Origin of the sequence: Kitasatospora sp. NPDC094015, from assembly GCF_040304075.1 — a bacterium.
In the GTDB taxonomy this organism is placed as follows: domain Bacteria; phylum Actinomycetota; class Actinomycetes; order Streptomycetales; family Streptomycetaceae; genus Kitasatospora.
Window position 1 is genome coordinate 250676 of sequence record NZ_JBEOUL010000008.1, and the last position, 25047, is coordinate 275722.

28 protein-coding genes are annotated in these 25047 nt (G+C 74.8%); 20 read left to right on the forward strand and 8 right to left on the reverse strand.

From position 1 onward, the window contains the following. Positions 1 to 7: 7 nt before the first annotated feature. The 12 genes from ABT014_RS13530 to ABT014_RS13585 all read left to right on the forward strand — a co-directional run bounded on the left by ABT014_RS13530 (position 8) and on the right by ABT014_RS13585 (position 11091). Entirely contained in the window at positions 8 to 784 is a 777-nt protein-coding gene (locus tag ABT014_RS13530) for an MlaE family ABC transporter permease (protein WP_350638862.1), read from the forward strand. Between the two features lie 3 nt (positions 785 to 787). After that, positions 788 to 1651 (forward strand): MlaE family ABC transporter permease, encoded by an 864-nt coding sequence (locus ABT014_RS13535; protein WP_350638863.1) that lies wholly within the window; start codon positions 788 to 790, stop codon positions 1649 to 1651. Then, on the forward strand, positions 1648 to 2937 hold the full coding sequence (locus tag ABT014_RS13540; protein WP_350638864.1) for an MCE family protein: 1290 nt from the start codon (positions 1648 to 1650) through the stop codon (positions 2935 to 2937). Before ABT014_RS13535 ends, ABT014_RS13540 begins: the two co-directional genes overlap by 4 nt. Further along, a complete protein-coding gene (locus tag ABT014_RS13545; protein ID WP_350638865.1) occupies positions 2934 to 3965 on the forward strand; it encodes an MCE family protein in 1032 nt (343 codons plus the stop codon). Before ABT014_RS13540 ends, ABT014_RS13545 begins: the two co-directional genes overlap by 4 nt. Next, on the forward strand, positions 3962 to 5056 hold the full coding sequence (locus ABT014_RS13550; protein WP_502894958.1) for an MCE family protein: 1095 nt from the start codon (positions 3962 to 3964) through the stop codon (positions 5054 to 5056). The genes ABT014_RS13545 and ABT014_RS13550 overlap by 4 nt, the downstream gene beginning before the upstream one ends. After that, the gene (locus ABT014_RS13555) at positions 5053 to 6042 is read left to right on the forward strand and encodes an MCE family protein (protein ID WP_350638866.1); all 990 of its coding nucleotides are present in this window, start codon (positions 5053 to 5055) and stop codon (positions 6040 to 6042) included. The genes ABT014_RS13550 and ABT014_RS13555 overlap by 4 nt, the downstream gene beginning before the upstream one ends. Further along, on the forward strand, positions 6039 to 7268 hold the full coding sequence (locus ABT014_RS13560; protein ID WP_350638867.1) for an MlaD family protein: 1230 nt from the start codon (positions 6039 to 6041) through the stop codon (positions 7266 to 7268). Before ABT014_RS13555 ends, ABT014_RS13560 begins: the two co-directional genes overlap by 4 nt. Further along, positions 7268 to 8455 (forward strand): MCE family protein, encoded by a 1188-nt coding sequence (locus tag ABT014_RS13565; protein ID WP_350638868.1) that lies wholly within the window; start codon positions 7268 to 7270, stop codon positions 8453 to 8455. Before ABT014_RS13560 ends, ABT014_RS13565 begins: the two co-directional genes overlap by 1 nt. Before the next feature lie 356 nt (positions 8456 to 8811). Further along, a complete protein-coding gene (locus tag ABT014_RS13570) occupies positions 8812 to 9201 on the forward strand; it encodes a hypothetical protein (RefSeq protein WP_350638869.1) in 390 nt (129 codons plus the stop codon). Then, positions 9198 to 9716, forward strand: coding sequence for a hypothetical protein (locus ABT014_RS13575; protein ID WP_350638870.1), 519 nt, complete (start codon positions 9198 to 9200; stop codon positions 9714 to 9716). The genes ABT014_RS13570 and ABT014_RS13575 overlap by 4 nt, the downstream gene beginning before the upstream one ends. 11 nt (positions 9717 to 9727) lie before the next feature. Further along, positions 9728 to 10375, forward strand: a complete 648-nt coding sequence (locus ABT014_RS13580) for an Rv1363c family protein (RefSeq protein ID WP_350638871.1) — start codon at positions 9728 to 9730, stop codon at positions 10373 to 10375. A gap of 26 nt (positions 10376 to 10401) precedes the next feature. Beyond that, positions 10402 to 11091: a hypothetical protein gene (locus ABT014_RS13585; protein ID WP_350638872.1), complete on the forward strand. Its 690-nt coding sequence runs from the start codon at positions 10402 to 10404 to the stop codon at positions 11089 to 11091. A 91-nt stretch (positions 11092 to 11182) separates the two neighbouring features. Here the strand turns inward: ABT014_RS13585 and ABT014_RS13590 are convergent, their stop codons facing one another. From ABT014_RS13590 to ABT014_RS13600, 3 genes are all read right to left on the reverse strand, one after another. Continuing rightward, a complete protein-coding gene (locus ABT014_RS13590) occupies positions 11183 to 12118 on the reverse strand; it encodes a CAP domain-containing protein (RefSeq protein WP_350638873.1) in 936 nt (311 codons plus the stop codon). Between the two features lie 182 nt (positions 12119 to 12300). After that, a complete protein-coding gene (locus tag ABT014_RS13595; RefSeq protein WP_350638874.1) occupies positions 12301 to 12672 on the reverse strand; it encodes a DoxX family protein in 372 nt (123 codons plus the stop codon). A gap of 45 nt (positions 12673 to 12717) precedes the next feature. Then, positions 12718 to 13548: a putative protein N(5)-glutamine methyltransferase gene (locus tag ABT014_RS13600; RefSeq protein ID WP_350638875.1), complete on the reverse strand. Its 831-nt coding sequence runs from the start codon at positions 13546 to 13548 to the stop codon at positions 12718 to 12720. A 324-nt stretch (positions 13549 to 13872) separates the two neighbouring features. On the opposite strand from ABT014_RS13600, the gene ABT014_RS13605 reads away from it, so the two are divergent. Then, the gene (locus ABT014_RS13605; protein WP_350638876.1) at positions 13873 to 14208 is read left to right on the forward strand and encodes a protease inhibitor I9 family protein; all 336 of its coding nucleotides are present in this window, start codon (positions 13873 to 13875) and stop codon (positions 14206 to 14208) included. A gap of 47 nt (positions 14209 to 14255) precedes the next feature. Here ABT014_RS13605 and ABT014_RS13610 read toward each other — a convergent pair whose 3' ends face one another. Further along, positions 14256 to 14651, reverse strand: coding sequence for a nuclear transport factor 2 family protein (locus tag ABT014_RS13610; RefSeq protein ID WP_350638877.1), 396 nt, complete (start codon positions 14649 to 14651; stop codon positions 14256 to 14258). Positions 14652 to 14780: 129 nt separating this feature from the next. Here ABT014_RS13610 and ABT014_RS13615 point away from each other — a divergent pair, with 129 nt between their 5' ends. Beyond that, on the forward strand, positions 14781 to 15347 hold the full coding sequence (locus tag ABT014_RS13615) for a TetR/AcrR family transcriptional regulator (protein ID WP_350638878.1): 567 nt from the start codon (positions 14781 to 14783) through the stop codon (positions 15345 to 15347). A 76-nt stretch (positions 15348 to 15423) separates the two neighbouring features. Beyond that, positions 15424 to 16341 (forward strand): DUF6891 domain-containing protein, encoded by a 918-nt coding sequence (locus tag ABT014_RS13620; RefSeq protein ID WP_350638879.1) that lies wholly within the window; start codon positions 15424 to 15426, stop codon positions 16339 to 16341. Positions 16342 to 16368: 27 nt separating this feature from the next. Here ABT014_RS13620 and ABT014_RS13625 read toward each other — a convergent pair whose 3' ends face one another. After that, positions 16369 to 17118, reverse strand: a complete 750-nt coding sequence (locus tag ABT014_RS13625; RefSeq protein ID WP_350638880.1) for an SDR family NAD(P)-dependent oxidoreductase — start codon at positions 17116 to 17118, stop codon at positions 16369 to 16371. 93 nt (positions 17119 to 17211) lie between these two features. Between ABT014_RS13625 and ABT014_RS13630 the strand changes: the two genes are divergently transcribed. After that, entirely contained in the window at positions 17212 to 17622 is a 411-nt protein-coding gene (locus ABT014_RS13630; protein WP_350638881.1) for a winged helix-turn-helix transcriptional regulator, read from the forward strand. Here ABT014_RS13630 and ABT014_RS13635 read toward each other — a convergent pair. Further along, positions 17589 to 18323, reverse strand: coding sequence for a DUF2306 domain-containing protein (locus ABT014_RS13635; RefSeq protein ID WP_350638882.1), 735 nt, complete (start codon positions 18321 to 18323; stop codon positions 17589 to 17591). The genes ABT014_RS13630 and ABT014_RS13635 overlap by 34 nt on opposite strands. Positions 18324 to 18512: 189 nt before the next feature. On the opposite strand from ABT014_RS13635, the gene thpR reads away from it, so the two are divergent. Further along, complete coding sequence (gene thpR / locus ABT014_RS13640) at positions 18513 to 19130, forward strand: RNA 2',3'-cyclic phosphodiesterase (RefSeq protein WP_350638883.1); 618 nt, start codon at positions 18513 to 18515, stop codon at positions 19128 to 19130. Positions 19131 to 19171: 41 nt separating this feature from the next. Here thpR and ABT014_RS13645 read toward each other — a convergent pair whose 3' ends face one another. Then, entirely contained in the window at positions 19172 to 20050 is an 879-nt protein-coding gene (locus tag ABT014_RS13645) for a helix-turn-helix domain-containing protein (RefSeq protein WP_350638884.1), read from the reverse strand. Between the two features lie 144 nt (positions 20051 to 20194). Between ABT014_RS13645 and ABT014_RS13650 the strand changes: the two genes are divergently transcribed. The 3 genes from ABT014_RS13650 to ABT014_RS13660 all read left to right on the forward strand — a co-directional run bounded on the left by ABT014_RS13650 (position 20195) and on the right by ABT014_RS13660 (position 23371). After that, positions 20195 to 20938, forward strand: a complete 744-nt coding sequence (locus tag ABT014_RS13650; protein ID WP_350638885.1) for a dienelactone hydrolase family protein — start codon at positions 20195 to 20197, stop codon at positions 20936 to 20938. Positions 20939 to 21071: 133 nt separating this feature from the next. Further along, the gene (locus tag ABT014_RS13655; protein ID WP_350638886.1) at positions 21072 to 21899 is read left to right on the forward strand and encodes a helical backbone metal receptor; all 828 of its coding nucleotides are present in this window, start codon (positions 21072 to 21074) and stop codon (positions 21897 to 21899) included. Between the two features lie 80 nt (positions 21900 to 21979). After that, positions 21980 to 23371: an NAD(P)/FAD-dependent oxidoreductase gene (locus tag ABT014_RS13660; RefSeq protein WP_350638887.1), complete on the forward strand. Its 1392-nt coding sequence runs from the start codon at positions 21980 to 21982 to the stop codon at positions 23369 to 23371. 46 nt (positions 23372 to 23417) lie between these two features. On the opposite strand, the gene ABT014_RS13665 is transcribed toward ABT014_RS13660, so the two are convergent. Next, the gene (locus tag ABT014_RS13665; protein ID WP_350638888.1) at positions 23418 to 24890 is read right to left on the reverse strand and encodes a SulP family inorganic anion transporter; all 1473 of its coding nucleotides are present in this window, start codon (positions 24888 to 24890) and stop codon (positions 23418 to 23420) included. Positions 24891 to 25047 lie beyond the last annotated feature (157 nt).

Consider the following 25047-nt stretch of genomic DNA (forward strand, 5'->3'; position numbering starts at 1 on the left):
GCCCGGCTTGAGCGGCAACCCGGTGACCGGCGCGCTGCGCCAGAGCGGCCAGCTGTTCGCGCTGTGCGCGACCACGATCCGGGACACCTTCCGGCGGCCCTTCCAACTGCGCGAGCTGATCGAGCAGTTCTGGTTCATCGCGAGCGTGACGATCCTGCCGGCCGCGCTGGTCTCGATCCCGTTCGGCGCCGTCATCGCGCTCCAGGTCGGCTCGCTGGCCCAGCAGTTGGGCGCCCAGTCGTTCACCGGCGGGGCCAGCGTGCTCGCCGTCGTCCAGCAGGCCAGCCCGCTCATCGTGGCGCTGCTGATCGCCGGCGCCGGCGGCTCGGCGATCTGCGCCGACCTGGGCTCCCGCAAGATCCGCGAGGAGCTGGACGCGATGGAGGTGATGGGCGTCTCGCCCGTCCAACGCCTGGTCGTCCCAAGGGTGCTGGCCGCGATAGCGGTCGCCGTCCTGCTGAACGGCCTGGTGTCGGTGGTCGGCACGCTCGGCGGCTACTTCTTCAACGTGCTACTCCAGCACGGCACCCCGGGCGCCTACCTGTCCAGCTTCTCCGCCCTGGCCCAGCTGCCGGACCTGTACGTCGGCGAGTTCAAGGCGCTGGTCTTCGGCTTCATCGCCGGCATCGTGGCCGCCCACCGCGGCCTCAACCCGCGCGGCGGCCCCAAGGGCGTCGGCGACGCGGTCAACCAGTCGGTGGTCATCACCTTCCTGCTGCTGTTCCTGGTCAACGTCGTGCTCACCGCGGTCTACCTGCGGATCATCCCGCAGAAGGGAGCCTGAGCGATGGCCCTGCTGGACCGCGCCACCCCGCCCGGCGGCCCGCCCCCGCCGCCCCCGCCGCGCCGCTCCCGGCTGGCCTGGCTGGAGGAGGTCGGCGACCACCTGCTGTTCCACCTCGCCGCGCTGCTGTGGATCCCGCGCGCACTGCGCCGCTACGGCCGCGAGGTGCAACGGCTGCTCGCCGAGGTCGTGTTCGGCAGCGGCGGGCTGGGCGTCATCGGCGGCACGGTCGGCGTGATGATCGGGATGACCGCCGCCACCGGCACGGTGGTCGGCCTCCAGGGCTACGCGGCGATGAACCAGCTCGGCACCACCGCCTTCACCGGATTCGTCTCCGCCTACTTCAACACCCGCGAGATCGCCCCGCTGGTGGCCGGTCTCGCGCTCTCCGCCACCGTCGGCGCCGGCTTCACCGCCCAGCTCGGCGCCATGCGGATCAACGAGGAGGTGGACGCCCTGGAGGGGATGGGCATCCGCAGCCTGCCGTACCTGGTGACCACCCGGATCATCGCCGGCGTGGTCGCCATCGTGCCGCTGTACGGCATCGGGCTGCTCAGCTCGTACGCCGCCTCGCGGGCCGTCACCGTGCTGGTCAACGGCCAGTCGGCGGGCACCTACGACCACTACTTCGGGCTCTTCCTGGCCCCGGCCGACGTGCTGCTCTCCGGGCTCAAGGTGCTGGTGTTCAGCGTGATCGTCATCCTGGCGCACTGCTACTACGGCTACCACGCCAAGGGCGGCCCGGCCGGGGTCGGCATCGCGGTCGGCCGCTCGGTGCGCAACGCCATCGTCATCATCAGCGTCACCGACTTCTTCCTCTCGCTGGCGATCTGGGGCGCCACCACCACCGTGCGGGTGGCCGGATGAGCGCCCGCGGCCCGCGCCGGGCCGGCCGACGCACCGCCGGCGTGGTCTTCCTGCTGGTGCCCGCGCTGCTCGCCGGGGTCTCGGTCGCGGTCTACGACAAGGACTTCAGCAACGAGGCCACCGTCACCGTCGAGACCGGCACCGTCGGCAACGAACTGCACGTCAACGCGGACGTCAAGCTCCGCGGCGTGGTGGTCGGCCGGGTCCGGCAGGTCAGCGCCGACGGCGAACGGGCCCGGCTGACCCTCGCCATGGACCCGGACCGGCTGCCACAGATCCCGGCCGACGTCCGCGCCCAGCTGCTGCCCACCACCCTGTTCGGCGAGCGGTTCGTCGCGCTGGTGCCGACCGGACCGGCCACCGGCTCGGCAGCCGGCCCGGCCACCGGCCCGGCGCTCAAGGCCGGCAGCACCATCCCGCAGGACCGCTCCGCCGACGCCATCGAACTGGAGCAACTCCTCGACCACCTGCTGCCGCTGCTCACCGCCGTCCAGCCGGAGAAGCTCGCCGCCACCCTCGACGCGGTCTCCACCGCCCTGCGCGGCCGCGGCGAGCAACTCGGCCGCACCCTGCGCCAGCTGGACGACTACCTCGGCGGCCTCAACCCCCAACTCCCCACCCTCAACCGGGACATCCAGCAGCTGGTCACGGTCGGCCGGACGTACGCGGATGCCGCCCCCGACATCCTCCAGGCCCTCACCGACCTCACCACCACCAGCAGCACCATCGCCCAGCAGCAGGCCGGCCTGCGCAGCCTGTACGCCACCGGGACGGCCGGCGCCCAGCAGCTCACCGACTTCCTCCGGCGCAACAGCAGCACCCTGATCCGGCTCTCCGCCGACAGCCGCGGCACCCTCGACCTGCTCGCCGAGTACGCCCCCGCCTTCCCCTGCACCCTGCGCACCCTCGCCGACTTCGTCCCGGTGATGGACAAGGCGCTCGGCAAGGGTACCGACCGGCCCGGACTGCACGTCGACGTCACCACCGTGCCCTCCCGCGGCGCCTACCGGCCCGGCCGCGACACCCCCGTCTACCGGGCCGGCGGCGGTCCGCAGTGCTACGACGCCCCCTACACCGGCCAGGGCCGCACCCCCAGCGCGGCGGCCCCGGGCGACGGCTTCCCGATGCCCACCACCCCGGGCCTCGGCCTGCCCAACTCCCCGCAGGAGAACGAGCTTGTCAACGAACTCCTGGCCCCCGGGCGGACCACGACCACCCCGCTCCCGGACTGGAGCAGCCTGCTGGCCGGACCGCTGCTGCGCGGGGCGGAGGTGACGCTGAAATGAGACGCCGATCCCTCGCCGGACCGCTCGCCAAGTCCCTGGTGTTCATCCTCGTCACCGCGCTCGCCACCACCGCGCTGGCCTTCGGCATCGCCGACACCGGCGTGGGCACCACCACCGGCTACCGGGCCAGGTTCAGCGACGTCACCGGACTGGCGGCGGGCGACAGCGTCCGGATCGCCGGGGTCCGGGTCGGCCAGGTCGACAGCGTCACCGTGGTCGACCACCGGCTCGCCCAGGTCCGCTTCTCGGTCCGGCGCGACCACACCCTGCCCGGCTCGGTGACGGCCTCAGTCAAGTACCTCGACCTGGTCGGCCGGCGCTACCTCGACCTGGAACAGGGCACCGGACCGGTCGGCGAGCAGCTCCCGCCCGGCGCCACCATCCCGCTGGAGCGCACCCGGCCCGCGCTGGACCTGACCAAGCTGTTCAACGGGTTCCAGCCGCTGTTCCAGGGCCTGTCCCCGACCGAGGTCAACCGGCTCGCCGAGGAGATCGTCCAGGTGCTCCAGGGCCAGGGCGGCACCGTCGACAGCCTGCTGCGCAGCGTCGGCTCGCTGACCAGCACCCTGGCCGGCAAGGACCAGGTGATCGGACAGGTCATCGACAACCTGAACACGGTGGTCGCCACCGTCGACTCCCACGAACAGGGCTTCACCGAACTGGTCGCCACCCTCCAGCAACTCGTCACCGGTTTCGACCGGGACCGCCAGCCGATCGGCCAGGCGGTCGACGCCCTCGCCGGGCTCACCACCAGCACCGCCGGCCTGCTCGCCGACGGCCGGCAGCCGCTCAAGGACACCATCGGCCAGCTCGGCCGGCTCTCCGCCGGACTCGCCGACCACAGCCCGGAGTTGGAGCGCTTCCTTCAGCTCAGCCCCGAGAAGCTCCGCACCCTGGGCCGGCTCGCCTCCTACGGATCCTGGTTCAACCTCTACCTCTGCCAGGCCACCGTCACCGGCGTCGCCACCGCCGACGGCAGCGCGCCGCCCACCGGCATCCCCGTCACCGAAGCGAGGTGCCGCGCATGAGGCTCCGCCCCCCGGCCGGGCCGGCCGCCCGCCGGCTGCGCGGCCCGCAGGCCCGCCCGCTGCGCCGACCGCTGGTACGTCCGCTGCGCGACCGCAACCCGGTCGCCGTCGGCGCCGTCGGCCTGCTTCTGCTCGCCCTGTGCGCGGTGCTCGCCTACCGCGCCGACGACCTGCCGCTGACCGGCCGCGGCACCACCTACACCGCCGAGTTCACCGAGGCCGCCGGCCTGCGCCCGGGCAACGAGGTCCGGGTGGCCGGCGCCCGGGTCGGCAAGGTCACCCGGGTCGCGCTCGCCGGCGACCGGGTCGCCGTCGCGTTCCGGGTCGAGCACGCCTGGGTCGGCGACGCCTCCACCGCCGCGATCGGCATCCGCACCCTGCTCGGTGAGAAGTACCTCGCGCTCGACCCGCTCGGCGCCGCCCCGCAGGACCCCCACCGCACCATTCCCAGCAACCGCACCACCTCGCCCTACGACGTCACCCAGGCCCTCGACGGCCTCGGCCGGACCATCGGCGCCATCGACACCCAGCAGCTCGCCGAGAGCTTCCGGGCCATCTCCGACACCTTCAAGGACACCCCCGCCTCGGTCCGCACCGCCGCCGACGGCCTCTCCGCCCTCTCCCGCACCATCGCCGGACGCGACGCCCAGCTGGCCACCCTGCTCGCCGGCAGCCGGCAGCTCACCCGCACCCTGAGCGAGCAGAACGACCGCTTCGCCACCCTGCTCGCGGACGGCGACCAGCTGCTCGGCGAGATCCAGCGCCGCCGCGACGCGGTCCACCAACTGCTCACCGGCACCGCCGACCTGGGCCGCCGGCTCACCGACCTGGTCCAGGACAACGAGCGGCAGCTCGACCCCACCCTCGCCGCGCTCGACCGGGTCACCGGCGTCCTGCGGGCCAACCAGCAGAGCCTGGACCAGACCCTGGCCCTGGTCGGCCCCTACTACCGCCTGATGGGCAACACCCTCGGGAACGGCCGCTGGTTCGACGCCTACCTGTGCGGAGTGGTGCCCCGCAGCTACCTCCCCGACGGAACACCACCGGGCAGCGGTTGCCAGCCCGCCCGGCCGCAAGGAGCCCAGGGATGAGAAGGCCCCTCCTCGCCACCCTCGCCGCCGCCGCCCTCCTGGCGGGTGCGCTGGTCGCCGTACCCGCCGCCACCGGCCCCGGCGGCACCCACCTGACGGCGTACTTCGACCACGCCGTCGGCATCTACGCCGGGTCCGACCTGCGGGTGCTCGGCGTGAAGGTGGGCACGGTGGACGGCGTCCACCCGCAGGGCCGCCAGGTCCGGGTCGAGCTCACCCTCGACCACGGCATCAACGTCCCGGCCGACGCCTCCGCCGTGGTGGTCGCGCCCAGCGTGGTGGCCGACCGGTACGTGCAGCTCACCCCCGCCTGGACCGGCGGCCCGGCGCTTGGCCGGAACGGGGTCATCCCCGCCGAACGCACCGCCGAGCCCGTCGAGATCGACCAGCTCTACCAGAGCATCAGCGACCTCAGCACCGCGCTCGGCCCCGACGGCGCCAACGCCACCGGCGCGCTCTCCGAACTGCTGGACACCGGCGCCCGCAACCTCGCCGGCAACGGCGGGGCGATCGGCGACAGCATCGACCAGCTCGGCCGGGCCGCCAAGACCCTCTCCGGCCACAGCGACGACCTGTTCACCACCCTGACCCAGCTCCAGTCCTTCACCACCATGCTCAAGGACAACGACACCCAGGTCCGCTCGGCCACCGACCGCCTCGCCACCGTCACCGGCTTCCTCGCCGAGGACAAGGAGGACCTCGGGCAGGCCCTGCAGCAACTCGCCATCGCCCTCGGCCAGGTGCGGACCTTCATCGAGGACAACCGCGGCCGGCTGGCCACCAGCATCGAGCAACTCGTCCCGATCACCCGGAGCCTGGTCGACCAGCGCGCCTCGCTCGCCGAACTCCTCGACACCGCCCCGCTGGCCGCCGGCAACCTGCTCGGCGCGTACGACAGCGCGCACGGCACCCTCGACGGCCGTGCCAACCTCACCGAACTCAGCGGCGGCGCACTGCCGTTGCCCCTGCCGGGAGCGGCCCGATGAGACTGCGACTCGCACCGGCCGTGCTCGGCACGCTGCTGCTCACCGGCTGCAGCACCGGGCTCGGCGGCCTCCAGGACGTCCCCCTGCCCGGCGGCGCCGACCTGGGCAGCCACCCCTACCGGGTGCAGGCCGAGTTCGCCGACGTGCTCAGCCTGGTCCCGCAGGCCGCCGTGAAGGTCAACGGCGTCGCGGTCGGCCGGGTCACCGGGATCACCCTCGCCCCCGACGGCTGGACCGCCCTGGTCACCCTGGAACTCAACGGCGACGTCCGGCTGCCCGCCGACAGCTACGCGCACCTGGCCCAGTCCGGGCTGCTCGGCGAGAAGTACGTCCAGCTCGCCGCACCGCCGGCGACGCCCGGCACCGGGTCCGGTAGCGGTTCCGGCACCGTGCCGGCCGCCGCTCCCAACACCAACACCGGTACCGGGCGGCTCGCGGCGGGCGCGGTCATCCCGCTCGACCGGACCGACCGCAACCCGGAGGTGGAGGAGGTGTTCGGCGCCCTCTCGCTGCTCCTGAACGGCGGCGGCATCGACCAGCTGCACACCATCACCACCGAACTGGGCACGGCCCTCACCGGCAACGAGGCGCAGCTGCGCTCCGTCCTCGACCGGCTCGCCACGCTCACCGGCGACCTGGACGCCCACCGGCAGGACATCACCGACGCGCTCGACGCCGTCGACCGGCTGTCCGCCACCCTCGCCACCCGTGACCGGCAGATCGGCACCGTTCTCACCGACCTCAGCCCCGGGCTCGCCGTGCTCGAACAGCAGCGCGGTGACCTGGTCACCCTGCTGCGCTCGCTGGACGCGCTGTCCGCCGTGGCCGTCGACACCGTCAACCGCAGCCACGCCGACATGGTCGCCGACCTGAAGGCGCTCGCCCCCACCCTCCAGCGGCTCGCCGATGCCGGGAAGGACCTGCCCGCCTCGCTCCAGGTGCTGCTCACCTACCCGTTCACGGACGAGGTGCTGCGCGGGGTGAAGGGCGACTACCTCAACGTGTACCTCGACCTGGCCGCCGCCCCCGGGACGGTGATCGTGCCCGAGCTGGACCCCGACGAGAACGCGGCGCCGCCACCGGTCGACCCACCCACCGACCCGCCGGCTGATCCACCGGCTGATCCGCCCACCGACCCGCCCACCGATCCGCCGGCCGATCCTGCGCGCGGGCTGCCGCTGCCGTTGCCCTCGTCCGCCGCCGCCCGCCAGGGGAGGGGACACTGATGCTCAGCCTCGGCACCCGCCTGAAGAACCTGGCCTTCGTGGTCGTCGCCGTCCTGGTGGTCGGCTACATCGCCGTCGAGCACGCCGACCTCGGCCGTTACGTCGGACTGCGCGGCTACTACCGGGTCGACGTCGAACTCGCGCAGACCGGCGGCCTGTTCGAGCATGCCGACGTCACCTACCGGGGCGTCTCGGTCGGCCGGGTCGGTCCGATCCGGCTCACCCCCGACGGCGTCCGGGCCGAGCTGCGGATCAACGACTCCGCGCCCCGGATCCCCAGCCGGCTGCAGGCCGTCGTGGCCAACCTCTCCGCCGTCGGCGAGCAGTACCTCGACCTGCGCCCCGCCACCGACCAGCCGCCCTACCTCCGGGACGGCTCCGCGATAGCGCGCGCCGACACCGCCACCCCCGCACCCGTCACCGACCTGCTCGGCCACGTGGACGCCCTGGTCGGCTCCGTCCCGCTCGACTCGCTGCGCACCGTGGTCGACGAGTTCGGCCAGGCTTTCGACGGCCAGGCCGACAACCTCCAGGCGCTGCTGGACGGCACCGGGCAGCTGGTCTCCGCCGCCTCGGCCGCGCTGCCCGCCACGACGCGGCTGGTGGTCGACTCCGAGACCGTGCTGCGCACCCAGCACGAGGAGGCGGACGCGATCCGCGGGTTCGCGACCGGCGCTCAGCAGCTGGCCGGGCAACTCGCCGCCTCCGACACCGACCTGCGCCGGATCATCGCCACCGGGCCGCAGGCCGCCGCCGAGGTCGGGGCCTTGGTCCGGGACGTCGACCCCGGGCTGAGCGTGCTGCTCGCCAACCTGCTGACCACCGCCGAACTGGGTGTCACCCGCCAGCACGGCATCGAGGAGCTGCTGGTGCGGCTGCCGGCCGTGGCGGCCGCCGGTGCCACCGCCGTCGACAGCGGGGGCGCGCACCTCGGGATGGCCGTCACCTTCTTCTCGCCGCTGCCCTGCACCACCGGGTACGGGGGCACCACCTACCGGAACGGGCTGGACACCTCGCCCGCGCCCGCCTTCAACACGGCGGCCGGCTGCACTGCTCCCGCCTCCTCGGGCAGTTCGGTGCGCGGCTCCGGGAACGCGCCCAAGGGCGGGGTGCCCACCCCCGTGGCGCCGGCCACCCCGGCCGCGGGCGGGACCGGCACCGGCCTCGGCGGACGGAGCGAGCGGTGACAGTGCCGCGAGCGGTGGCAGCCGGGGAGGCGGGGGCAGGAGACCGAGCAGTGACAGGGGGCCTAGTGGCGGCAAGGGTCCTAGCGGTGACAGGGGATCGAGCGGCGACAGGGGTCCTAGCGGTGACAGGGGATCGAGCGGCGACAGGGCCTCCAGCGGTGGCCGGGAACCTAGCGGTGACAGGTGGCCTAGCGGCGACAGAAGACCGAGCGTCGACCACGCGCCTGTCACCGATAGCACTGACAGCATCCCGAGCACTGACAGCACGCCGAACCCTCCGGCTCACCGCCCTGGCGGTTGCGGCGCTCTGCTGCGCACTCGGCGCCGTCCAGTACGAGGCGGCCCGCCACGACCCGGTGCCCGACCGGGCCCGCAGCCGGGACGCCGCGCTGGCCGCCGGCCGGCAGGCGCTCGGGCGGCTCACCAGCACCGACGCCGCCCGACCCGACGCCACCCGGGCCGGCTGGCTGGCCGTGACCGCTGGCCCGTTGCACGACCAGCTCGCGGCCGGCCCGGCCCCCGACCCGGGCGTCACCGCCCGGTCCACCGTCACCGAGGCCGCCGTCACCGCGCTCGACACCGGCGCCGGCACCGCGCGCGTGATCGCCGTGGTCCGGGTGGACCTCACCCAGGCGGCCGGTGCCGTGACCACCGACCGCCGCCGGCTGGCGGCCACCCTGACCCGTGGTCCGGGCGGCTGGAAGGTCACGGCGCTGACCGCGGTACCGGTCGGGGCGCCCGGGTGAGCGCGCGCACCGGACGGGCCGCCGTGACCGGGGTGGCCGCCGTGGCGGTCGCTGTCGTCCTGCTGCTGGCCGGAGCCGGGCTGCTGCTGGCGGCCCACCACGAGCGCTCCACCGCCGACACCGCCAACCGGGCGTTGACCGACCGGGCGGCCACCGGCCGGGTGATCGCCGAGGTGGGCGACGCCCTCGACCGCCTGTTCTCCTACTCGGCCACCGAAGGCGCCGGCGACCGCGCCGCGGCTGCGGGCCTGCTGACCGGCCCGGCCGCGGAGCAGTACCGCAGCCTGACCGAGCAGCTGCGCGGCTGGGTGGGCGACCAGCAACTCACCCTCACGACCCGGGTCGCCGACGCCGGCGTGGTCCGGCTGACGGCCGACCGGGCGGAGCTGCTGGTGCTGCTCGACCAGAGTGCCGAGCGGGCCGGCGGACCGCCCACGGTGACCGCCGCCCAGCTGGCGGTCACCGCCCGCCTGGAGGCCGGCCGCTGGCTGATCGACGATCTCAAGTCCCTGTGATGGAGGAGCCGATGACGGTACGCGAGAGGCTCCGGTCCGGAGCGGGTGCGGTGGCGCGATCGGGGGTACGGGCGCGGCTGCGGTCGCTCGCGGCCGGCCTGCTGGTGCTGGCCGCGGTGGCCGCGTCCTGGACCGGCTGGTCCTGGTACGCGGCGGCGCACGACGGACCGGCCGCCCGGGCCACCGTCCGTGACCAGGTGCTGGCCGCGGGGGAGCAGGCGGTGCAGAACATGAACACCCTCGACCATGCCGACCTGGATCGCGGCCTGGACCTCTGGGAGAGCTCGACCACGGGTGACCTGCACGCCCAACTGGTCCAGGGCAGGGCGGACTTCGAGAAGCAGGTGGCCCAGGCGAAGACGGTGACCACCGCCCGCATCCTGGCCGGCGCGGTGACCGAGCTGGACGAGCCGGCCGGCCGGGCTGCGGTGCTGATCGCGGTCCGGATCACCGTCCAGGCCCCGCAGGCGCAGCCGGCCGCCAAGGACAGCCGGATGCTCGGCGAACTCACCCGGACGGCCTCCGGCTGGAAGCTCAGCGCCCTCGGCCAGGCCCCGATGGGCAGCACCGCCGGATCCGCGACCCCCACCGCCCCGGCCGCCGCGCCCGGAACCGCCGCGCCCGGATCCGCCGCCACCCCGTCGCCCACCGGCCGCTGAGCCCGGCAGGAGAGGACCAGCCCGCCATGTCGTCGACCACCCGCCACCTGATCAACCGCCAGCGCCGGCTCGCCGCGGTGGCCACCCTGCCCCGTCCGGTCCCGACCGAGGCTCCCGCGCCGACGCCGACGCCGACGCCGGAGCCCGACCCGACCCGACCTGAGCAGTCCCGCCAGCCGCGCCTGCCCCGATGGCGGCGACGGCCCCGGCCCACCGCGGTCCTGCTGGTCCTGGCCGTGCTGCTGGCAGCGTTCGCCTGCTGGGCGGGCCCGGCCGCCGAACGGCTGCGCTCCGGCCCCGCGCACCACAACGCGGCACTGACCGACCCGGTGCGTACCAGCGAGGTGAAGGGGGCGGTGACCGAGGCGGTCAACTCCCTGTTCTCCTACAGCTATGCGGACCCGGACCGGACGGATCAGGCGGCCCGGCGGCTGCTCACCGGCGGGGCGGTCCAGCAGCACGCCACCCTGCTGACCGAGGTCCGGGCGCAGGCCGCGGCCAGGAAGCTGGTGCTGACCACCACCGTCACCGACAGCGGGGTGCAGACCCTGGACGGGGCCCGGGCCCGGGTGCTGGTCTTCGCCGACCAGCGCAACACCAGCACCGCCGACGGGGCCACGGACGCGGCCACCTACGCGGCGGCGATGTTCGCGGTCGACGCGGTCCGTCAGGGTGGCGGCTGGCGGATCGAGAACATCGACACCTTCGGCCGCTGAGCGGCTGCCCTGCCGTCGCCGGCAACCGCTTCCGTCGGCAACCGCTCCCGCCGGGCCCCGCGCTCCCGCCGGGCTCCCGCTCCCGTCCGACTCAGCGCGGCGCCGCGAACACCTGGGTCCACCAGGGGCCGCCCGCACCGAAGTTGACGCCCATCCCGATCTCCTTGAAGTCGCAGTTGAGGATGTTGGCCCGGTGCCCCTCGCTGTGCATCCAGGCGTCCATCACCGCGGCGGGGTCGGCCTGGCCGTAGGCGATGTTCTCGCCCCAGGAGCTCCACCGGTAACCGGCCGCCTCGATCCGGCTGTCGGCGTGGTGCCCCTCGGGGTCGGCGTGCTCGAAGTAGTGCCGGGCGACCATGTCGTCCGAGTGCTGCAGGGCCGCGGTGCTGAGCTTGGGGTTCAGCGTCACCGGCCCGCAACCGGCCTTCGCCCGTTCGGCGTTGACCAGGTCGGTGACCTGCGCGGCGAACTGCGCGGCCTTCCCCGAGGCGGCCGGCGGGGCCGGTGCGGGCTTGGCTGCCGCGGGCTTGGTCGCGCCGCCCGGCGCGGAGGCGCCGGTGTGCGCGGTCGCGGCTCGGTCGGCGGGTGCGGCGCCGGGGGTGGTCGCGGCAGCGGTGGCGGTCTGTGCCGGGTTGGCCGGCGCGGCCGAGGGGTCGCCGGCCTGCGGCGCCGGGGTACCCGCAGTGGCGGTGCCCGGGGCCCCAGGGGCTGCGGAGGACGGGTTGCTGCCCGGCGTTCCGGTGCCCGGGTCCGCGCCGCCGGTCACCGGCAGGTCGGGGGCCGAGACGGGCGGAGCGGCGGCCGCGCCCTCGGTGAGCGCACTGCCCGGCTGGGCGGGTCCGAACAGCGTGTAGGCGCCGCCGGCCACGACGGCCAGCGCCGCCGTCCCGGCTATCGCGCCCAGGGTGCGCGGCCGGGTCGACGGCTTTCGCCGGTGCCCCGCCCGGCCCGGGGCCGTCCTGCGGTGTGCTCCCTGAGCCGGGCGCGGCTCGAAGTCGCCGGATCCGGTCCGGAAGTCGCTGTCCATGTCTCCGCCCTCTCTGTCCGGGGCCCTCTGTGCCCCTGCAACTGGGAGATCCATCGGGGCGGTCCGGATAACAGGAACGGTGCGGAGGATTTCACGAGCCGGCCACCGGGCCACGACCACCGGGCCACGACCACCGGGCCACGGCGACCGGGTCACGACCACCGGATCACAGCGACCGACCGTCAGCGCGCGGTGCGGCTGACCCGGCGGGCCCAGAGCACCAGCGGCAGCTGCACCGGCAGCCGTCCGATCGCCGCCGCCCGCAGGGGCGCCGGCCGGTTGCGCCAGTCGACGGCCATCTTGACGTTGGCGGGGAAGACGGCGACGAACAGCCCCATCGCGGCCAGCGCGCCGAGCCGTCGGGTCCGGGGCGCCGCCACGGCCGCGCCGATCGCCAGCTCCGCCGCCCCGCTGACGTACGTCCAGTGGCGCGGACGGCCGGGCAGCGAGCGCGGCACGATCGTGTCGAACGGCCGGGGGGCGACGAAGTGCAGCACGCCGGAGCCGAGCAGCAGGCCGGCGAGCAGGCGGGCGGAGGAGCGGGCGGCGGGCATGGTTCCTACCTTCGGGGCGGGGATCCGGCTGGCGGGGGAGCTGAGTTACCGACTGGTAGCTTCGCCCGCCCGCGGCGCCGCGTCAACGGCGGTGGCCGGGCGGGTGGCGATCACGACGGTCGCGTACCGCTCCTCGCAGGTGGCCACCCGGGCCGCCAGCCCGCTGCGCCGCACCGCGGCCACCGCGTGCTCGGTCTGCCGCTCGCCGGTCTCGAACAGCAGGTGCCCGCCCGGCGCCAGCCATCCGGGGGCGGCGGCGGCCACCCGCCGCAGGACGTCCAGCCCGTCCGCGCCGCCGTCCAGCGCCACCCGGGCCTCGTACTCGCGGGCCTCGGAGGGCAGCAGCCCGATCTCCCCGGTGGGCACGTACGGCACGTTGGCGAGCAGCAGTTGGACCCGGCCGCGCAGCTCCGTGGGGAGCGGGGCGAACAGGTCGCCCTCGTACACCCGCTCCGCGGGCAGGTTCCGGCGGGCGCACCGGACCGCCGCCGGATCGAGGTCGGCGGCGTACAGCTCGACCCCCTCGACGGCCGCGGCGAGCGCCGCGCCGAGCGCGCCCGAGCCGCAGCACAGGTCCACCGCCACGGCGCCCGGCGGGGTGAGCGCGACCGCCTGCTCGACCAGGAACTCGGTCCGGCGGCGGGGTACGAACACCCCGGGGTCGACGGCGATCCGCAGGCCCCGGAAGCCGGCCCAGCCGACCACGTGCTCGAGCGGGAGCCCGTGCACCCGGCGCTCCAGCATGGAGGCGAGTTCGGTGGGGGAGCCGGCGGCGGCGAGCAGCAGCTCGGCCTCCTCCTCGGCGAACACGCAGCCGGCGGCGCGCAGCCGGGAGACCAGCGAGGAGACGGGGGAAGGCGATGGTGAAGCAGACATGAGAGCCTCTCGGGATACCGAAGGGCGCTCCCGCGGTCACCTCTGTCAGGTGAGCGTACGACCGTAGGAGGGGAGCACCCGGCCAGACACAGCGGAAATCGGTCCCACCTCCTTCGTCGCGGGCGGCCTGAACGCCGCCTGAGCCGGTAACAGTACCGCAGCCCGCGCACCCACCACCGCCGGGTCGACGAACGGTGCCGGGTCGGCGAACGGCGCCGCGGGCGCCGCGCGGAGCCCGCTCAAGGCCGCGGGCGCGATGGCCGAAGCATGGAGGGACCGGGGAATGCCGACCTCGTCCCGCCCCTGCTCGAACGGAGAACCCGCATGCGTCCGACCCTGCTCCGCGTGTCCGCCGCCGCCCTGCTGGTCGCCCCGCTGTACGCGCTGCCCGCCACCGCGGCCGCCGCCCACCCCGGCACCGACCCGGGCGCCGCCCCGGCCGTGTCCGCCGGGGCCCGGACGGCGCGTTACCTGGTGACCCTGGACGAGGGCGCCGACCCCGACCAGGTCCTGCGGGACACCGGGATCACCCCCGCCTACGTCTACCGCGACGCCCTGCGCGGCTTCGCGGCCGACCTCGACCGCCGCCAGGTGGCGACCGTCCTGGCGCACCCGGACGTCCGCTCGGTGGAGCGCGACGCGGGCGCCGCCGCGTTCTAGCCGCGTTCCAGCCGTGGCGCCCGGGACCGCGGCGCAGCTCTCCGGGCTCAGACGAAGAAGGCGTCCATCCCGGGGACGTCCGACAGGTAGGTCTCGATCTCGGCGATCCGGCCGTCCCGCAGTCGACAGACGGTGGAGAGGTACTCGTCCAGCACCGCGTCCGGGCGCTGTGCGGTGTTGTGCAGCGACAGCGCCATGTTCTCGCGGCTGACCAGGACGTGCAGCAGCTCGAAGCGCAGGCCGTAGGACGCGATCTTCCGGGCGCGCTCGACCACGGCGTCCGCGCCGACGACCGTCCCGCTGATGGTGTTGTCGCCCGGCAGGGTCCAGGTGGCGTCCTCGTGGAGCAGTGACCGGATGGCGGCCCAGTCGCCGGCGGCGAGCGCGGCGTGGAACTGCCGGCCGAGGGCGTGGGCGGCGGTGGTGGTCGGGTTCGTGGTCATGGCGGATTCCTCCGGAACGGTGACGCAAAGGGTGGCTTGAAGGGTGACTTAAAGCAAGATGCTTTGCTTTAGTCGACGCTAGCGCGCCCCGACCGCTAAAAGCAACCAGATCTGCGTTAGTCTTGGTGCATGAGCCCCGAAGCCCCCGCCAGGCGTCCCGGCGGTCGCAGCGCCCGCGTCCGGGCGGCGGTCCACCTGGCCGTCACCGAACTCGCCGCGCAGACCGACCCGGCCCAGCTGACGATCCCCGCCGTGGCGGAGCGCGCGGGCGTCAACCCCACCACCGTCTACCGCCGTTGGGGCACCTTGCAGGCCCTGCTCGCCGACCTGGCGACCCAGCAGGAGGCCGACGCGCCGGCCACCTCCAGCGGTGACCTCCGCATCGACCTGGAGGACTACGCGATCCGGACGCTGGCCGACCTGACCCGCCCCGGCGGCATCGCGTTCTTCCGGGCCGAGGTCTCCCCGGACGTCGGCGAACGCCGCGACGGCCTGCGCGAGTGCCTGCGCCGCTGCACGGCCGGCCTCGACGTGGTCCTCGAGGCCTCGCGCGCCCGCGGCGAGGCGCCGCCCCCGCTGGAGTGCCTGCTCGACCGGATCGTCGCCCCGCTCTACTTCCGCGTCGTCTTCTCCGTCCCCGGCACGGACGGGACCTACGCCCGCGCCCTGGTGACCGATCTCTGCGGCGCTCCCTGAGACACTCCCCGGGGCGCCGCCCGCGCGTCCGCCGCCCCCGGCGTCCGCTGTCGGTGGCGTGTGCCAGAGTCTGCGCATGCTCGAGATCGTGGTGAGGACGGACAATCGGGAGCGGCACGTCCGCGTGTCGGAGGCCGAACTGGCGGGGCTGGTCCGACGGATCGGCGCCGAGGGCGACCGGTTCCTGGTGGTCCAACGGATACCCGACCTGCCGGACGTGTTCTTCCAGGTCTGGCACGCCGCGGGCGGGGACTACACGCTGGAGCACCGCGACGGGGTCGCCGACCGTCACTTCGAGGCGACGGCCGACGGGCCCGGGGTAGTGATCGCGACCCTCACCGGCTGGGCCCGTCAGGATCCGGGCTGGGCCGCCGACCTGGCGTGGTCGCCGCTGGACATGGGCCCCACCGCCGAGGAGCCCCCGCTCGGCCTCGACGAGGCCGAGCGCGCGGAGCTGGAGCAGCGCGTCCGCGAGGCGCTGGCCGGCGGTTACGCCACCCGCGCCGACCTGGCCGAGCTCGCCGAGGAGTACCTGGTCACCGCGGATCGCCGGCCCGTCTCGCCCGGACAGGCCGTGGCGCTGGCCGACCGCCTGTGGCTGGCGCGGGTCGCCGAGCAGGCCGGGTGGCAGGGCGAGACCGACCCGGAGCGCCTGGCCCGCGCGTTCGCCGCCCTCCAGGGGAGCGGCATCACCGCCCGCGAGAACTTCACCTGCTGCCGCACCTGCGGCGAGGCCGAGATCGGCGCCGAGGGTGACCCCGACGCGCGCGGCTTCGTCTACTTCCACACCCGGTGCACCGACTCCGCCGCCGCAGGCCGCGGCCTGACGCTCCTCTACGGGGGCTTCGATGGTTCGGCCGCGACCACTGCCTCGATCGGCCACGAGGTCGTGGCCGCGCTCGCCGCGGCCGGCCTGCGCACCGAGTGGGACCACGATCCCGCCCGGGCCATCACCGTCACCCCGCTGGACTGGCGCCGCCGCCTGGTCGGCTGACGAGGGTCGAGCGCGTCTGACGGAGTGTCAGCGCATGCCGCCGGAGGCGAGGATGACGTCCCCGGTGATCCAGCGCGCGTCGTCGGAGGCCAGGAAGACCACCAGCGGACCGTAGTCCTCCGGGGTGCCCGTGCGGCCCAGCGGGGTGTCGGCGATCGCCTGCGCCTCCTGGGGCGAGCCGGGGAATCCCATCGCCCGGGTGCCCTCGGTGTCCGACGGTCCGGGCATGATCGCGTTGACCCGGATGCCGCGCGGGCCCAGCTCCTTGGCCGCGACGATGGTGAACGCGTTGACGGCGCTCTTGGAGGCGACGTACAGCGAGGCGTACGGCGGGTGGGTGAGCGTGCCGGCCGTCGAGACGTTGACGATCGAGGCGGCGCCGATGTCGTCCTGCGCGGCGAGCGCCTGCGTGGTGAGCATCGTCCCCAGCAGGTTCGTGGTCAGCTGCCGCTGGAACTCCTGCTCGGTGATGTCCGACAGCGGCGCGAAGGCGGCGACCGCCGCGTTGTTCACCAGCACGTCGACCGGTCCGAACTCCTCGCGCGCCCGGTCGAACAGCTGGCGCACGTCGCCGCCGCGGGCGACGTCCGCCCGGACCGCGACCGCCCGGCCGCCCTTGGCCGTGATGCCCGCGACGACCCGCGCGGCGCCCTCCGCGTCCTCCCGGTAGTTGACCACGACGGCTGCGCCGGCTCCGGCCAGCGCCTCGGCGATCCCCGCGCCCAAACCCTTCGACGCGCCGGTGACGATCGCCGTACGGGTGGTGCTGCTGCTCACAGTGACTCCTCGATCATGGGTTCTTGCCTGCTGACTCACCGTAGGAAACCCCCTTACCGAGGGGAAGTACGTACTTTTTTGTAAGCTCGTGCCATGGTGGAAACTCAGCAGGTCGCGACGGCCGCCCGGCTCCTGGCCCATGACACCTTCGACAGCAGGTGCCCACTCCGGCCGATCATGGACCGGACGACGAGCCGGTGGGCGACGCTGATCATCTCGGCCCTCATCAGCGGCCCGCACCGCTTCGCGCAGCTGCACCAACGGGTCGGCGGCATCAGCCAGAAGATGCTCTCGCAGAACCTCAAGGCGCTGGCCCGGGCCGGGCTCGTGGCTCGCGAGGTCGCGCCCACCAACCCGCCCCAGGTCACCTACAGCCTCACGGAGCTCGGTACCAGCCTGTCCGGGCCGCTGACCGAGCTCATCGGGTGGTTCGGTCGGCACGGGGACGAACTCCTCGCCGCCCAGGAGCACTACGACAGCCGGCCGCAGTCGCAGCCGGGCTGACGGTCCGCTCCCGCGGGCGGCCCGATCCGGTACCCGGGCAGCCCGCGGCGGCGGATCAACCACTCCGCCACCACCAGGTTGGGCAGCCAGCACAGGAAGGGCACCGCCGCGTAGGCGGCCGCGAAGGTGTCGCCGTTCGCGCCGAGCAGCAACTGGCCGGCGATCAGGACGGGCAGCCACAGCCGCAGGGTCACCCCCGCGTAGGTGAGCGCGAAGTTGCGGATCATCCAGGCCCGGTGGGCCGGCAGGTCACGGCCGCGGATCGCGGCGAGCGCCCGCCACCCGGTGTACGCCCAGAGCACGGCGAGCGCACCGAAGCCGAAGAAACCGACCACGGCGGCGGTGTTGAACGGTGCCAGGACCAGCGCCGCCGCCGCGCCCACCGCCACGCACCCCAGGTAGCAGCGGCCGAGCACCCGGTGCAGCCGGGGCGCCCGCGCCCGCAGCCGGACCGAGAACTGCGCCGGGCCGGTCACCAACGCCACGGTGGCGAAGGCCAGATGGGCGTAGAACGCGAGCTGCACGGGCAGCGGCCGGTGGACGTAGCCGGCGGCCAGCCCGGTGTCCTGCTCGGCGAGCCGGGCGAGGGTCGCCGTCAGGTACGGGCCCGTGCTCAGCCCGGCGATCGCCAGGGCCGAGAACACCACCCAGGGCAGGCCGATCCGGTTGCGTCTGCGGTGCGTTGCGAAGGCGTCGGTCATGGTTCCCACTCCGGAAGGGGCCTCGGCGGCCCGGGCGGGAGCAGGGTAGGGCCGGGTCGGCACCCCGGTCGTCATACCGGGGAGCCAGCCGCCGGGTGATACCCGGGTACCCCGGACGAGGCGGGTTCCGGGTGCCGGGGGGCCGGTGCCGGTCGGCGGGGAGCACCGGCGAGGTGCTAGAAATCCCTGGTGGACGACAGCTCCGAGCATTCGACCCGCCGCGTCTTCGTGGCGCTCGCCCCGCCCGACGACGCCAAGGACGAACTGGCCCGGGCGCTGGGGCCGGCCTACGCCGGGTACCCGCGGCTGCGGTGGAACCGGATCGAGGACTGGCACGTCACCCTGGCGTTCCTCGGCGAGCTGCCCGTCACCGCGGTACCGGTCCTGCGCGCCGCGCTGGCCGGGGCGGCGGCCGCGTACCCGGCGCTGGAGCTGAGCCTGCGGGGCGGCGACCACTTCGACGACCGCCTGCTGTGGAGCGGGATCGGCGGCGACCTGGACGGGCTGCACCGGCTCGCCCACGAGGTCCGGGAGCTGGTCAGGTCCTGCGGGATCGCGTTCCGCGAGCGCCCCTTGCACCCCCATCTGACCCTGGCGCGGGCCCGCCGGGACGACCCCACCAGCGTGCCGCGGGCCGCCGACGGACTCGCCGGTTTCGTGGGCCGGACGTGGCGGACCGAACGGATCCACCTGGTCGGCAGCAACATCGGACGCGGCCCGGGGCCGATCCACTACCGCGACATCGAGTCCTGGCCGCTCGGCACCGCCGTCCGGGCCGCGAACGACCACGCGCCCACCGAGCCGTAGCCGCCGGCCTGACCGGGACCAGGGTCACGACCGACCCGGCGTCAGGCGTTCAGGGCCTCCCGGGCGGGCGGGACCGGCGCCTCGGCCGCCCAGGTGGCGAGCAGCTGGAGCGCCGCCTCGGTCGCACCGTCCGGGACGGGGGTCAGGGTGACGATCCGCCGGCGCTCGTCCCCGGCGAGCGGCAGGGTCTCGTAGCTGAACGTGAGGGTGCCCACCGCCGGGTGGCGGAAGCTCTTGGTCCCGTGCGTGCGGACCTCCACGTCCGCCCGCGCCCACAGCGTGCGGAAGGCGGGGCTCTGCGCGCGCAGCCGGGTGATCAGAGCCTCCAGCGCCGCGTCGTCGGGGTGGCGGGCGGCGACCGCGCGCAGCTGGCCCACCGTGTCCGCCGCGATGCTCTCCCACTCGACGTAGAACTCCCGCCCCGCCGGGGCGAGGAACAGGAACGCCGCCAGGTTCCAGGCGCCCGGCCGGGCGGCGGCGCCGTGCACGAAGAGCCGCCGCGCGAGCGGGTTCAGCGCGAGGACGTCCATGCGGTCGGTCAGCACCATGGCCGGGACGGTCACGTGGTCCAGCAGGCGCAGCAGCTCCGGCCGGACCTCCGGGCCGTCCGCGGCCGGGGCGGCGGCCCGCGCCCGCTGCCGCCGCGCGGGCCGGGCGAGCACGTGCAGGTGTTCGCGCTCGAAGGCGTCCAGGCGGAGCACCTCGGCGAGCGCGTCCAGGACCTCGTCGGACGGGTGCACCGCCCGGCCCTGCTCCAGCCGCTGGTAGTACTCGACGCTGATCCCCGCGAGCTGCGCCAGCTCCTCGCGCCGCAGGCCCGGCACGCGCCGCCGGCCGCCGCCGCGCAGCCCGGCGCTCTCCGGGGTGATCAGAGCGCGGCGGGCCTGCAGATAGGCCCCGAAGTCCTGGTGATCTCGCATGCCGGCCAGTATGCCGGGCGGTCAGGGTGGCCCTGCCGGTACCCGTATCGGCAGGGGTCTGGGTCCGCCGGGCCGGCCCGAGCAGGCTGGAGCACGTCAACGGGACGCCAACGTCCCCCGCCGAGCAGGTCCGAAGGATTCACCATGTGCCACCCCACCGACAGCCGTCCGCCCGCCGCCCCCGTCGTCACGGGTGCGGTCGCCCAGGAGGGCCGGCTGGAGATCACCGCCGCCGACGGCAACCGGTTCAGCGCCTTCCGCGCCGCGCCGACCGTCCCGAACGGCCGCAGCGTCCTGCTGCTGCCCGACCGGCGCGGCCTGCACCCGTTCTACGAGGACCTCGCCCGCCGCTTCGCCGAGGCCGGCTTCCACACCCTGACCTTCGACTTCTACGGTCGCTCCGCCGGCCTCGGCAGCCGGGACGCCGACTTCGACTGGGCGACCCACATGCCGCTGCTGGAGCCCGCCCACGTCGAGGCGGACGCGGCGGCGGCGCTCGCCAAGCTGCGGGAGTGGACGGCCGGACCGGTGTTCAGCGTCGGCTTCTGCCTGGGCGGTTCGTACTCCTGGCGGCTGGCGTCCGCCGGCCTGGGTCTGGCCGGGGCGGCCGGGTTCTACGGCGTGCCGCGGTTCTTCGGCGACCGGGCGGAGCAGCTGACCGCGCCGCTGCTGATGCTGCTGGCGGGGGAGGACGTGGTCACCACCGAGGAGGAGTTCGCCGCCTTCACCGCCGGTCTCGACCGGGCGGGCAAGGAGTACGAGCTGCACGTCTACGAGGGCGCGCCGCACTCGTTCTTCGACGACGCCTTCGCGGACTGGCAGGAGGCCTGCACCGACGCCTGGCACCGCCTGCTCGCCTTCACGGCGGTCGAGCAGCCGGTCGGGTAGCCGGTCGGGTAGTCGGTGGAGCAGCGGGCCGAGCCGCCGGCCTGGCGCCCGGTCGAGCAGCAGGCCGATCGCCCGGCCGAGCGGTAGCCGTGCGCTCTCGCCGCCGTCCGCCGGCACGCCGTAGGGTGGCCCGATGGCCGCCTCCCCACCACCGCGCACCGTCACCGACGACCAGGGCACCGTCCTGACGCTCGGTGCGGTGCGCCGGGTGGTCTCGCTGGTGCCCTCGCTGACCGAGGCGGTCGCGGCCACCGCCCCCGGCCTGCTGGTCGGCGCCACCGACTGGTGCACCCACCCGGAAGGGCTGGCGGTGGCGCGGATCGGCGGCACCAAGAACCCGGACCCGGCCCGGATCGCCGGCCTGCGGCCCGATCTGGTGATCGCCAACGAGGAGGAGAACCGGGCACCGGACCTGGCCGAGCTGCGGGCCGCCGGGCTCGCGGTCTGGGTCACCCGGATCTGCACCCTCGACCAGGCCTTCGACTCCCTGGACCGGCTGCTCACCGCCGGCTGCGGGCTGCCCCGGCCGCCCTGGCTCGGGCGGGCCGAGCAGGCCTGGCGCTCGCTGCCCGCCCCGGCGGGCCACCGGCCGTGCGCCGTGGTGCCGATCTGGCGGCGGCCCTGGATGGTGCTGGGCCGTGACACCTTCGCCGGCGACCTGCTGCGCCGCCTCGGCGTCGACCACCTGCACGCCGACCACCCGGACCGCTACCCGGCCGTGCCGATCGGTGAACTGCTGGCCGCCGGGCCGGAGTTGGTGGTGCTCCCGGACGAGCCGTACCGGTTCACGGCGGCCGACGGGCCGGAGGCGTTCCCGGGCGTGCCGGCCGCCCTGCTCAGCGGCCGCCACCTCACCTGGTACGGCCCCTCGCTGGTCGAGGCGCCGGCCGTGCTCGCCGCCCAGCTCGCGGTCGCCCGCACCGGCCCCGACACCCCGTCCGAGCCCGGGCCGCCTTCCTGACAGGTTGCGCGTTGTCCCACCCCTCGGCACGGGGTTACCGTCCGCGCAGGACAGCGGGCCCGGCAACAGACAGGACCACCATGACCACCGTCAACGGCGGCATCTCGTTCTGGTACGCGCAGGACGGCGTACCCGCCCCCCGCGCGCCGCTGCCCGGGAACACCATGGCCGACGTGTGCATCGTGGGCGGCGGTTACACCGGGCTGTGGACGGCCTACTACCTGAAGCGGGCCGCGCCGGACCTGCGGATCACCGTGCTGGAGCAGCACTTCTGCGGCTACGGCGCCTCCGGCCGCAACGGCGGCTGGCTGTACAACGGCATCGCCGGGCGCGACCGCTACGCCGGGCTGCACGGCCGGCCGGCCGCCACCGACCTCCAGCGGGCGATGAACGAGAGCGTGGCGGAGGTGGTGCTGGTCGCCCAGGCCGAGCAGATCGACGCCGACGTGCACCCGGGCGGCGTCCTGGAGGTGGCGTACACCCCGGCGCAGCTGGGCCGGTTGCAGGCCTTCCACCGGGCCGAGGTGGCGTTCGGCGAGCACGACCGGGTGCTGCTGAGCGGCCCGGAGACGGCCGCGCGGATCGACGTGGCCGGTGCCCTGGGCGGCAGCTGGACCCCGCACGGCGCCCGGATCCACCCGGCCAAGCTGGTCCGGGGTCTGGCCGAGGTGGTCGAGTCGCTGGGCGTCGCGATCCACGAGGCCACCCCGGTCACCGACCTCGCGCCCGGCCGCGCCGTCACCCCGCACGGCACCGTCCGCGCCCGGTACGTGCTGCGCTGCACCGAGGGCTTCACCGCCGCCGTCCGGGGCCAGAAGCGGACCTGGCTGCCGATGAACTCCTCGATGATCGCGACCGAGCCGCTCCCGCAGCAGGTCTGGGACGCCATCGGCTGGGACGGCCAGGAGCTGCTCGGCGACATGGCGCACGCGTACATGTACGCGCAGCGCACCGCCGACGGCCGGATCGCGCTCGGCGGCCGGGGCGTCCCGTACCGCTACGGGTCGCGCACCGACAACGACGGCAGGACCCAGGCCGCCACCGTGAACGCGCTGCGCGAGCTGATGGTGCGGTTCTTCCCCGCCACGGCCGGGGTGCGCATCGAGCACGCCTGGTCCGGGGTGCTCGGCGTGCCCCGGGACTGGTGCGCCGGGGTCGAGCTGGACCGGGTCAGCGGCCTCGGCTGGGCCGGCGGGTACGTCGGCAGCGGGGTGACCACCGCCAACCTGGCCGGCCGCACGCTGCGCGACCTGGTCCTGCTGGACTCCGGCGAGGGCGGCGCCACCGAGCTGACCGGGCTGCCCTGGGTCGGGCACCGCGTACGCCGCTGGGAGCCCGAACCGCTGCGCTGGCTCGGCGTGCACGCGCTGTACGCCGCCTACCGGGGCGCGGACCGGCGGGAGTCCGCCCGCCGCTCCGCCACCACCGACCCGGTGGCCCGGCTGGCGGACCGGATCTCCGGCCGGCACTGAGCCCGCGCACCCGTCGCACCCGCATCCGGCCCGACGGGTGCGCCGCTCAGACCGGGGCGGACACCCGGACCGTCTCGGAGCCGTCCGCGTTGTGCCGCTGCACCCACTCCCGCAACGCCGCCCGGCAGGCGTGGTCCAGGTGCCGGACCCCGGCCAGATCGACCTCGATCGGCCGCCCGGGCGGGAGCGAGTCCAGCGTCTCCAGCAGCCGGGGGAGCCGCAGGAAGGTCGCGTTCCCCGAGAGCCGCAGCAGGACGGGCGCGCCGGGGCGCTCGGTCACCTCGGTGTGCAGGTGCGAGGTCTCCCAGGCCGACTTCAGCACCGCCAGCAGCAGGCCGAGCAGCACCCCCTCGAACAGGTTGGTGGCCAGGATCGCGACCGCCGTGGCGGCCAGCACCAGGGCTTCGCCCCGGTGCGAACGCCACAGCGGCAGCAGCGACTTCAGCGGGATCAGCTTCGCCCCCGCGTGCACCAGCACGCCGGCCAGCGCCGCCACCGGGATGGCGCCGAGGGCGGCCGGCAGCAGTGCCGCGAAGAGCAGCAGCCAGCAGCCGTGCAGCACCCGCGAGGCCTTGGTCCGCGCGCCGGCCTGCACGTTGGCGGCGCTGCGGACGATCACGGCGGTCATCGGCAGCGCGCCGAGCAGCCCGCAGACCGCGTTGCCCGCGCCCTGGGCCATCAACTCCTTGTCGAAGTCGGTCCGGGGCCCGTCGTGCAGGCGGTCCACCGCCGCCGCGCTGAACAGGCTCTCGGCGGAGGCGATCAGGGTGAAGGCCAGCACCGTGCCCAGCGCCCCCGCCCCGGCGAGCCCGGCGAACTGCTCGGGTGCCGGTGCGCGGACCACCGCGAGCAACCCGTTCACCTGGATCCGGCCGATCGGCAGGTCGGCGAGCGCGGTGACGGCGGTGGCCAGCGCGACGGCGGCGAGCGGCGCCGGCACCACCCGTACCCGGGCCGGCAGCCGCCGCCACAGCACCAGCACCAGCAGGGTCGCACCGCCGACCGCGGCGGCGGCCAGGCCGGTGCGGTCCCCGGCGGTGGTCACGGCGAGACCGGGCAGGCCGGCCAGGTTGGCCGGACCCTGGCCCGGGGCCCTGGCGCCGGCCAGTGCGTAGAGCTGCCCGGCGATCAGGACCAGCCCGATGCCGGCCAGCATGCCCTGCACCACCGAGAGCGAGACGGCCCGGAACCACCGGCCCAACCGCAGTGCTCCCATGGCGAGTTGGAGCAGACCGGCGGCGAACACCAGGGCGCCGAGCATCGGCAGCCCGTGCTCGGTCACGGCTTCGTGGACGAGGACGGTGAGCCCCGCGGCGGGGCCGGAGACCTGGAGGCTGCTGCCCGGCAGCAGTCCGGTCACCAGGCCTCCCACGATCCCGGTGACCAGGCCGAGTTCGGCCGGGACGCCGGAGGCGACGGCGACCCCCACGCAGAGCGGGAGGGCGACCAGGAAGACCACCAGGGAGGCGGTGACGTCGGTGCGAAGGTGGTGGGTCGGGAGGAGCGGGCGACGGACCATCTGAACCTCGCATCAGGTCAAGCAAAGGTAAAGCACCAGCATAGGGTTGGCCGAGAGCCGATCGGGCTCGGTTGGTTCACATATGACGATCTGACATTTAAGCGGAACGGTCACCGTGGAAAAGCGGATTGCCCGGGTCCACGACGTCCGGCCAGTT